This is a genomic window from Streptomyces sp. NPDC093149 (genome assembly GCF_044754145.1).
GTDB lineage: Bacteria > Actinomycetota > Actinomycetes > Streptomycetales > Streptomycetaceae > Streptomyces.
In genome coordinates, this window is record NZ_JBIVON010000032.1 from 21,341 (window position 1) to 27,749 (window position 6,409).

9 protein-coding genes are annotated in these 6,409 nt (G+C 66.5%); 5 read left to right on the forward strand and 4 right to left on the reverse strand.

Annotation, left to right across the window (positions count from 1 at the left end):
- Window positions 1–8: 8 nt before the first annotated feature.
- Together ACIQCZ_RS39425 and ACIQCZ_RS39430 are read left to right on the forward strand one after the other, a co-directional pair.
- Window positions 9–533 carry an alpha/beta hydrolase gene (locus ACIQCZ_RS39425; protein ID WP_402290565.1) on the forward strand — a complete coding sequence of 175 codons (525 nt, stop codon included), beginning with the start codon at window positions 9–11 and terminating at the stop codon, window positions 531–533.
- 233 nt (window positions 534–766) lie between these two features.
- A complete protein-coding gene (locus tag ACIQCZ_RS39430; RefSeq protein ID WP_402290568.1) occupies window positions 767–943 on the forward strand; it encodes a DUF6233 domain-containing protein in 177 nt (58 codons plus the stop codon).
- A 161-nt stretch (window positions 944–1,104) separates the two neighbouring features.
- On the opposite strand, the gene ACIQCZ_RS39435 is transcribed toward ACIQCZ_RS39430, so the two are convergent.
- A complete protein-coding gene (locus tag ACIQCZ_RS39435; protein ID WP_402290571.1) occupies window positions 1,105–1,251 on the reverse strand; it encodes a hypothetical protein in 147 nt (48 codons plus the stop codon).
- A 385-nt stretch (window positions 1,252–1,636) separates the two neighbouring features.
- Here ACIQCZ_RS39435 and ACIQCZ_RS39440 point away from each other — a divergent pair, with 385 nt between their 5' ends.
- Window positions 1,637–2,065: a hypothetical protein gene (locus tag ACIQCZ_RS39440; RefSeq protein ID WP_402290573.1), complete on the forward strand. Its 429-nt coding sequence runs from the start codon at window positions 1,637–1,639 to the stop codon at window positions 2,063–2,065.
- Window positions 2,066–2,247: 182 nt separating this feature from the next.
- Here the strand turns inward: ACIQCZ_RS39440 and ACIQCZ_RS39445 are convergent.
- Window positions 2,248–3,491 (reverse strand): IS3 family transposase gene (locus ACIQCZ_RS39445; RefSeq protein WP_402290575.1). Its coding sequence is split into 2 segments (ribosomal slippage): window positions 2,248–3,209 and window positions 3,209–3,491, totalling 1,245 coding nucleotides; the frame shifts between segments, so codons are not numbered across the junction.
- Window positions 3,492–3,628: 137 nt separating this feature from the next.
- Between ACIQCZ_RS39445 and ACIQCZ_RS39450 the strand changes: the two genes are divergently transcribed.
- Window positions 3,629–3,991, forward strand: coding sequence for a hypothetical protein (locus ACIQCZ_RS39450; RefSeq protein ID WP_402290577.1), 363 nt, complete (start codon window positions 3,629–3,631; stop codon window positions 3,989–3,991).
- Window positions 3,992–4,079: 88 nt separating this feature from the next.
- Here ACIQCZ_RS39450 and ACIQCZ_RS39455 read toward each other — a convergent pair whose 3' ends face one another.
- Together ACIQCZ_RS39455 and ACIQCZ_RS39460 are read right to left on the reverse strand one after the other, a co-directional pair.
- Window positions 4,080–4,922: an integrase core domain-containing protein gene (locus tag ACIQCZ_RS39455; protein WP_402290578.1), complete on the reverse strand. Its 843-nt coding sequence runs from the start codon at window positions 4,920–4,922 to the stop codon at window positions 4,080–4,082.
- 106 nt (window positions 4,923–5,028) lie between these two features.
- Complete coding sequence (locus ACIQCZ_RS39460) at window positions 5,029–5,163, reverse strand: hypothetical protein (RefSeq protein ID WP_402290581.1); 135 nt, start codon at window positions 5,161–5,163, stop codon at window positions 5,029–5,031.
- 269 nt (window positions 5,164–5,432) lie between these two features.
- Here ACIQCZ_RS39460 and ACIQCZ_RS39465 point away from each other — a divergent pair, with 269 nt between their 5' ends.
- Window positions 5,433–6,290, forward strand: a complete 858-nt coding sequence (locus ACIQCZ_RS39465) for an SMI1/KNR4 family protein (RefSeq protein WP_402290584.1) — start codon at window positions 5,433–5,435, stop codon at window positions 6,288–6,290.
- Window positions 6,291–6,409: the final 119 nt, after the last annotated feature.

Below are 6,409 nucleotides of genomic sequence, written 5' to 3' on the forward strand. Positions count from 1 at the left end.
AAGTGCTCGTGCCCGCCGCCGACAACATACAGCTGCACGCCTGGGTGTTCCGTCCGCCCACGGACGACGGTCCCTTCCCGGCGATCACGATGGCGCACGGCTTCGCCGGAGCGCAGTACCAGAGCCTGCAAGGCTATGCGGAACGCTTCAGCCAGTCGGGGTTCGTCGTCCTTGTCCACGATCACCGTGGATTCGGTCTCAACCGTGGATTCGGTCTCAGTGGAGGTGAGCCGCGTGGCGACATCGACTCCTGGCAGCAGGTTGCGGACTGGCGACGGGCGATCTCGTTCCTGGAGAGCCTCGACGACGTCGACGTCCATCGGATCGGGCTCTGGGGATCCAGCTACGCCGGCGGACACGCGATCGTACTGGCGGCCACAGACCGGCGAATCAAGGCCGTGGTCGCGCAGGTCCCGACGATCAGCGGCTACGAGCAGGGCCTTCGCCGCGTGCCCTCCGACCGTAAGCGCGCGCTGGAGGACCGGTTCGACGACGACGAACGCGCTCAACTGACGGGCTACCAAACGGAGTAGGGCTGTTCCCCCACCGCTTCGGTTGCGGGACGTGTGGGACCACCCCGGGTGACAGGAGTCCCAGATCGCCAGACTCGTTCGCGAAGGCCTCAGCTTGAGATTTGACCCAGCGGATTCGAACACGTCTGACCGGCGCTTTCAGGCGCGATCAACGTGCCCGCGACGGGGTCGAATCGGACGAGCTCGAACGGCGGCAGAGGGAAAAGCGGCGGCCGCCCACCCCGGACTGAATTGTGGAACTCGGCATAGGCCAAGGCAGGCCTCCGACCGAGGTGCACGCCGGTTACTGCCACGCCGCAGGCAAACGGCGCCGGGCCATCGACCGCGACCAGGCCCGCACCCTGCTCGCCGACGGGATCCGCGCCTGCTCGCACTGTCGGCCGGGCACCTCCCTCGGCGTGCTCGGATAACGCCGCGATCAGGCCCCCTCGGCTTCCGCATCGATGCCGCCCTCCACCCCGCCGTTCCGACGCCGGGGGCCGCCACCGAACGGGGCCAGGTTGCGAGGTTGCCCCGCCCGGCTCGCATTCGGGGTCGAAAATGTTGCAGCCAGCAGAACCGCGGTGCGGGCCTATCGGCGGTTGTCGTCGATGAGTTCGAGGTAGCGGGCATAGTACATGTCTGATCTGTCCCGGTTGCGGATCAGGGTGCCCTCCTCCATGCGGTAGGTGCGGTCCGGGTCTCCTTTGAAGGAGAGCCAGTTGAAGGAGGTGGTCACCCAGGCGTCGTCGAGTGCCTCCCGTCGCCGACGGGGTGAAGCGCCGTACCGGCGGGGCCTCCACCTGGAGCTGTCGGCGCGCTAGCTTCCGCACCCTCGGCAGCGGCGCCAACTGCTCCTCCTCTGCGGCCCCCAGGGTCGATCGCCGTCCACGCATCGAACAGCCCACGGAATGGTCAGCATCGCCGGCCTGGTGGCTGCTCCGCCGTTGTGCCGGGACGTGGCAGTTGCGACTAGCGCGGCGCCATGACCTCGCGGGCTCGAGATGGCGGGCCACCGTAGTTGACGCCGTTGGGTCACGGTAGTTTGGACTGCCGCTGATTTGTCACGCTATCTTGTGCGGCAAGCGTAGGTCGTTGCTGGTGCAACTGGGGTGGCTCAAGCGATGTCGTTGCTCGACTTCACAGATTTCCTGTCCACGGGAGCCCGCGTCGCGTTCGGTTCCGATGAGGCTGAGGTGAGGAGTGTAGCGGTCGCATCGGGGCTGGCGTTGGTGCGGACAGACGTGGATCCCAGCTATGACGCGTTCGTGCTTTCTGCCAACGGTGTGGATTTCGTGTTCGAGGATGCGGAATTGATGAGCCTGCGGTTCGAGGCGGACCGCACGGGCCCCCTCGATGTCCTGGGCACCAGCATCGACCAGGGCACCACGCTCGAGGAATTCACCCACGCTCTCGACCAGGCAGACATTGGATGGTCCTCCGGCCTACTGGCCACGGGTGAACCCATTGTCACCACCACAGCGTGGGTGTTCTGTTACTTCGCCACGGAGGAGCCGCATTGCTTTGTCAAAGCAGTCTCGACCGTTCCATAGCGGGCACTGATGTCGAAGTTTTATCGTCACGGTACATAGACCCCGGCAGACACTACGCCGCCCTCCGGGTGCTGCTCATCCGTCAAACTGACGACCTCGCACGCACGATCGACGCGGACCGCGACACGCAGGCGGTTACGTCATCACCGTCGGCGTGAACCGTTCCGGGTTCGGTAGAGATCTCAGATGTTGGTTGTGACCTGGGCTTTCGTGGTGCCCAGGTAGTGGTTGGCTTCGTATTCGGCGGGCGGGATGTGCCCTATCTCACCGTGGAGCCGGGTGTGGTTGTACCAGTCTGTCCATTCGGCGGTGGCCAGTTCGACCTGGGCGAGGGACCGCCAGGGTCGCTGCGGCTTGATCACTTCGGTCTTGAAGAGGCCGATCGTGGACTCCATCAGCGCGTTGTCGTAAGCGTCGCCGACCGATCCGATCGAGGCGGCGATGCCGGCCTTCTCCAAGTGCTCGGCCAGCGTGAACGACGTATATTGCGAGCCCGCGTCCGAGTGGTGCACCAACTCGCCCGAAGCAGGCGGGTGTTGATCGCGGTCGCGCTGCCACAGTGCCATCTCCAGGGCGTCCAGGACGAGCCTGGTCTCCTTGGTGGTGGAGGCGGACCAGCCGACGATGCGGCGGGAGAAGGTGTCCACGACGAAGGCGACGCCGGAGAACGTGGCGACATGAGTGAAGTCGGCGACCCAGCAGCGGTTCGGCGCACTCGCGACGAAGTTGCGGTCGACCAGGTCCGGAGCGCGTGGTGCAGTGGGGTCCGAGATCGTGGTGATCACCTTTTTGCCGCGGACGGCGCCGGTGATGCCGAGCTCGCGCATGAGACGTTCGACGGTGCAGCGGGCCACGGGCTGGCCCTGGCGGTTCAGGTGCCTCCAGATCTTCCTCGCGCCGTAGACACGGTAGTTGCCTTCGTATGCCTCCTGGATCAAGGCCTTCAGTTCGGCGTCCCGAACGGTGCGGGCCGAGGGGGCCGTCATGCGTTTGTGGTGGGCGTAGTAGGTGGACGGGGCGATCCTGCAGTCGTGCTCGGTCAGAACACGGGAGATCGGCTCGACTCCGCCGAAGCGGTCCCGGTGCTCGTCGATGAACGCTACGAGCGTGTGTGTGGCCGGTCGAGCTCGGCCGCGAAGAAACTCGCCGCCGCCTTCAGGATATCGTTGGCCCGCTTCAACTCGGCGATCTCCTTCTTCATCGCCTTGATCTGCGCGGACTCCTCCGTCGTCGTTCCCGGCCGTGTGCCGGCATCGATCTCGTCCTGCCGGACCCACTTGCGCAACGTCTCGGTCGTGCCGATGCCGAGCTTCGCGGCGACCGCTTTCATCGCAGCCCACTCGGTGTCGTAGTCGGGCCGCACCTCGGCGACCATGCACACCGCACGACGGCGCAGCTCAAGCGGGTACTGGGAAGGACGTGCCATGACTCGATCCTCTCAAATGATCGAGTCCCTACCGAACCCGGAACGGTTCACTGCACGCTCCTGCACGCAGTCGGACTGAGCAGCACCGGCTCGACACGGACGCGCTCCTCAAGGACGTCGCGACTTACGCGCAGACGGTGCGGCCCTTCACCCTGACGTTCGACCGGCCCGCCGTGGGCAATGTCGGTGTGGAGATCAGCGGATGGCCGGGACGCCCGTTCACCGAGATCGTGGACGCCCTCACCCAGGCGACGGTTTCCACGGGAGCCGCCTTCAAGGCCGCTCCGAGCCGCTACCCCCACATGTCCCGCGCCTACGCCTCAAACGGTGCTGAGGACGTCGACGCTGTCACCCTCAGAGCCGCGCTGTCAGCCATTGAGCAGCCGTTGTCCGGGACCGTGCTCGTGGACCGACTGCATCTCGTTGAGCAATGGCACGACGGCGCGCACATCATGTGGAATCCGATCGCCCAGGTGCCTCTCGCGGGGGTGCTGGCATGACCTCGTTTCCCGGGCCTCGCCCGATGCATGGTGATGTCGTCCAGCTCACCACCGGCACCTGTGGGGCTCGAAAAGTCGTTGCTACAGTTCACGCGGCGTATCGATACTCGTTGATGACGCCGCCGAGGACCCTGGTGCGGAGCAGGCTTCGGTCGTCGAGGTCGTGCACGATTGCGGGCTGTTCGGTCGCGCTGGGCGGTAGCTGTTGCCGGGATTGGTGCGGCCGGTGTCCGTTGTAGTGGTCCTGGTAGTCAGTCAGGGCCTTCCTGGCGTGGCTCTCGCCCAGGATCAGGATGTGGTCGACGGCCTCGCGGCGGATGGTGCCGATCACGTGTTCGCAATGCGCGTTCATGCGTGGTGCCCGGGGCGCGCTGAGCAGCAGCTCCGTGTCCTCGGCGGTGAAGACGGCATCGAAGGCGTGGGTGTACTTGCTGTCTCGGTCGCGTAGCAGGAACCGTGGCCCGGCGCTCCGCGCGCCGAGGTCGGCAGCGATGTTCCGGGCCTGTTGTGCCGCCCACTGCGCGGTGGGGTGCGCGGTCACCCCGGTTATGTGCATTCTCCGGGTGCCGTGCTCGATGAACGCCATCGTGTACAGGCGCTTGCCCTGGGCCGTGTCGATGTGGAAGTAGTCCGCGGCGAGGATTCCCTGAGCCTGCGCCGTGAGGAAGTCGCGCCAGGTGGGGCCGGAGCGGTGCGGGGCCGGGTCGATGCCTGCTGCGTGCAGGATCTCCCGGACCGTGGAGGCCGCGATGGGGTGCCCGAGTCGGGCCGGTTCGCCCTGGATGCGGCGGTGGCCCCGGCGGGGATTTTCATCGGCCAGGCGCAGCACGAGACTCTTGAGTGCGGCCGCCGTCGGCGGCCGTCCGGTGCGGGAGCCGCGGGTGGAGTAGTCCCGCTTCCTGGCGATCAGTTTGCGGTGCCAGGCCGGCAAAGTGCCGGGGTGGCGGGGAAGGCGGCGGCCCAGCGGCCATGCGGTATCAGCGAGGTGAGGGTGGCGAGCCAGAATCGGTCGGCCGGCTCATAGCGCACCCTGCCCTTCACATGCCTGCGCAGGATGGCATCTCGTGCCGCAGTACCAGCAGTTCGGCATCCTTGGCGGTGTCTCGACGCAGTAGGACCGCGGGGACGGACAACAGCGCGCGGGCGGTGCGGTAGAGCAGGGACACGATCATCAGGGCAGCATTACAAGTCCTTACCGGCGCCCCTGGAGGCGGGTGCTGACCAGCAGCGATGACTTTACGAGCCCCACACGGGCCTGGACCGCCGCGACCTCGACCGTCTCACCGCCGGCATCCGCGACCGGCTCGACGCCCTCCTGCCCAAGCAAGGGCCCCGGCACCGCAAGCTCACTACCGAGAACATCATCTGGGCTACCGTCCTCGACCAGCGCGGCCTGTCCTGCTCACTGACCGCCTACCTCTTCCGCATTGGCGAGAACCAAATGAGAGCCCTGATCAAACAGGTCCGCCCCCTCCTTGAGGACCACGGCCACCGTCCCGAGCCGATCCCTGCCCGCCTGATCGACCCCAGCGACCTCGCCAGCTACGTCATGCACGCGACATCCCAGGTCAGCGAGCACGACACGACCCACCAATTCATCGACAGGCCCCCGATGAGAAGCGTCCGCGTTACCCTGCCGGGTATGAGTGAACAAGACTTCGCGGTGGCAGCGTGGGAGCGTATCGAGGGGTGGCTTGTCGAGCGCGCTCCGGCGTCGGCGGCGCTGTTGCGTCCGCCGGCCAGCGATGCGGAGGTTGATGCCGTGCAAGAGGCGATCGGGGTGGTGTTTCCGCCTGCTTTACGGGCGTGGTACAAGCTGCACGACGGTATAGATGATCCGGGGATCGGCAAGAGTTGGTGGCCTGCCGGGTTTTTGCCGGGCGCTCAGGGCTGGTACCCGCTGGAGACGCTGCGGGATGCCTATACGGTGCAGATCCGGGACCAGGAGCGCGAGCCGGGACGTATTCCATTCTCCTGTGTGGTGGGCGATATGTGGCACGGGCTCTATGTCGACGCCCGGCTGGGGGAGCCATCTTACGGAAGTCTTGGCCGGTGGTTCGTGGACCGTGAGCCGGAGCTTCTAACGGATCCGGTTGCGGGATGGCCGCTTCACGCGTGGCTTTCCCGGATCGCGGATGCGCTTGAGCAGGGCCGCTGCCTTGTCGGTCCGGATGGGAATCCTGATGAGGACACCTGGCCGGCGCTGACCGAATGCGGCGGCCTGGTGTGGGTGGCCCCTGATGAGGAGCCTCACTCGCCGCCGGGACGAGTCCTTCTGGGCGGCGGTCCCCTGTCGTAGGGAAATGCGAGACGGCCCGGCGAGAGCATCATCTCGACGGGGGGGGGTGCAATTATGCACGCCCTGGGGGCGGGGTCGGGGAGCGGGGGGGTGGGTGGGTGGGGGGGGGCGGGGAGAAG

What these genes read in the sequence shown, in the direction of transcription:
- ACIQCZ_RS39440 (WP_402290573.1), top strand. Translation starts at nt 1,637, where the DNA reads ATGTCGTTGCTCGACTTCACAGATTTCCTGTCCACGGGAGCCCGCGTC.
- ACIQCZ_RS39460 (WP_402290581.1), bottom strand. Translation starts at nt 5,163, where the DNA reads ATGATCGTGTCCCTGCTCTACCGCACCGCCCGCGCGCTGTTGTCCGTC.
- ACIQCZ_RS39465 (WP_402290584.1), top strand. Translation starts at nt 5,433, where the DNA reads ATGAGAGCCCTGATCAAACAGGTCCGCCCCCTCCTTGAGGACCACGGC.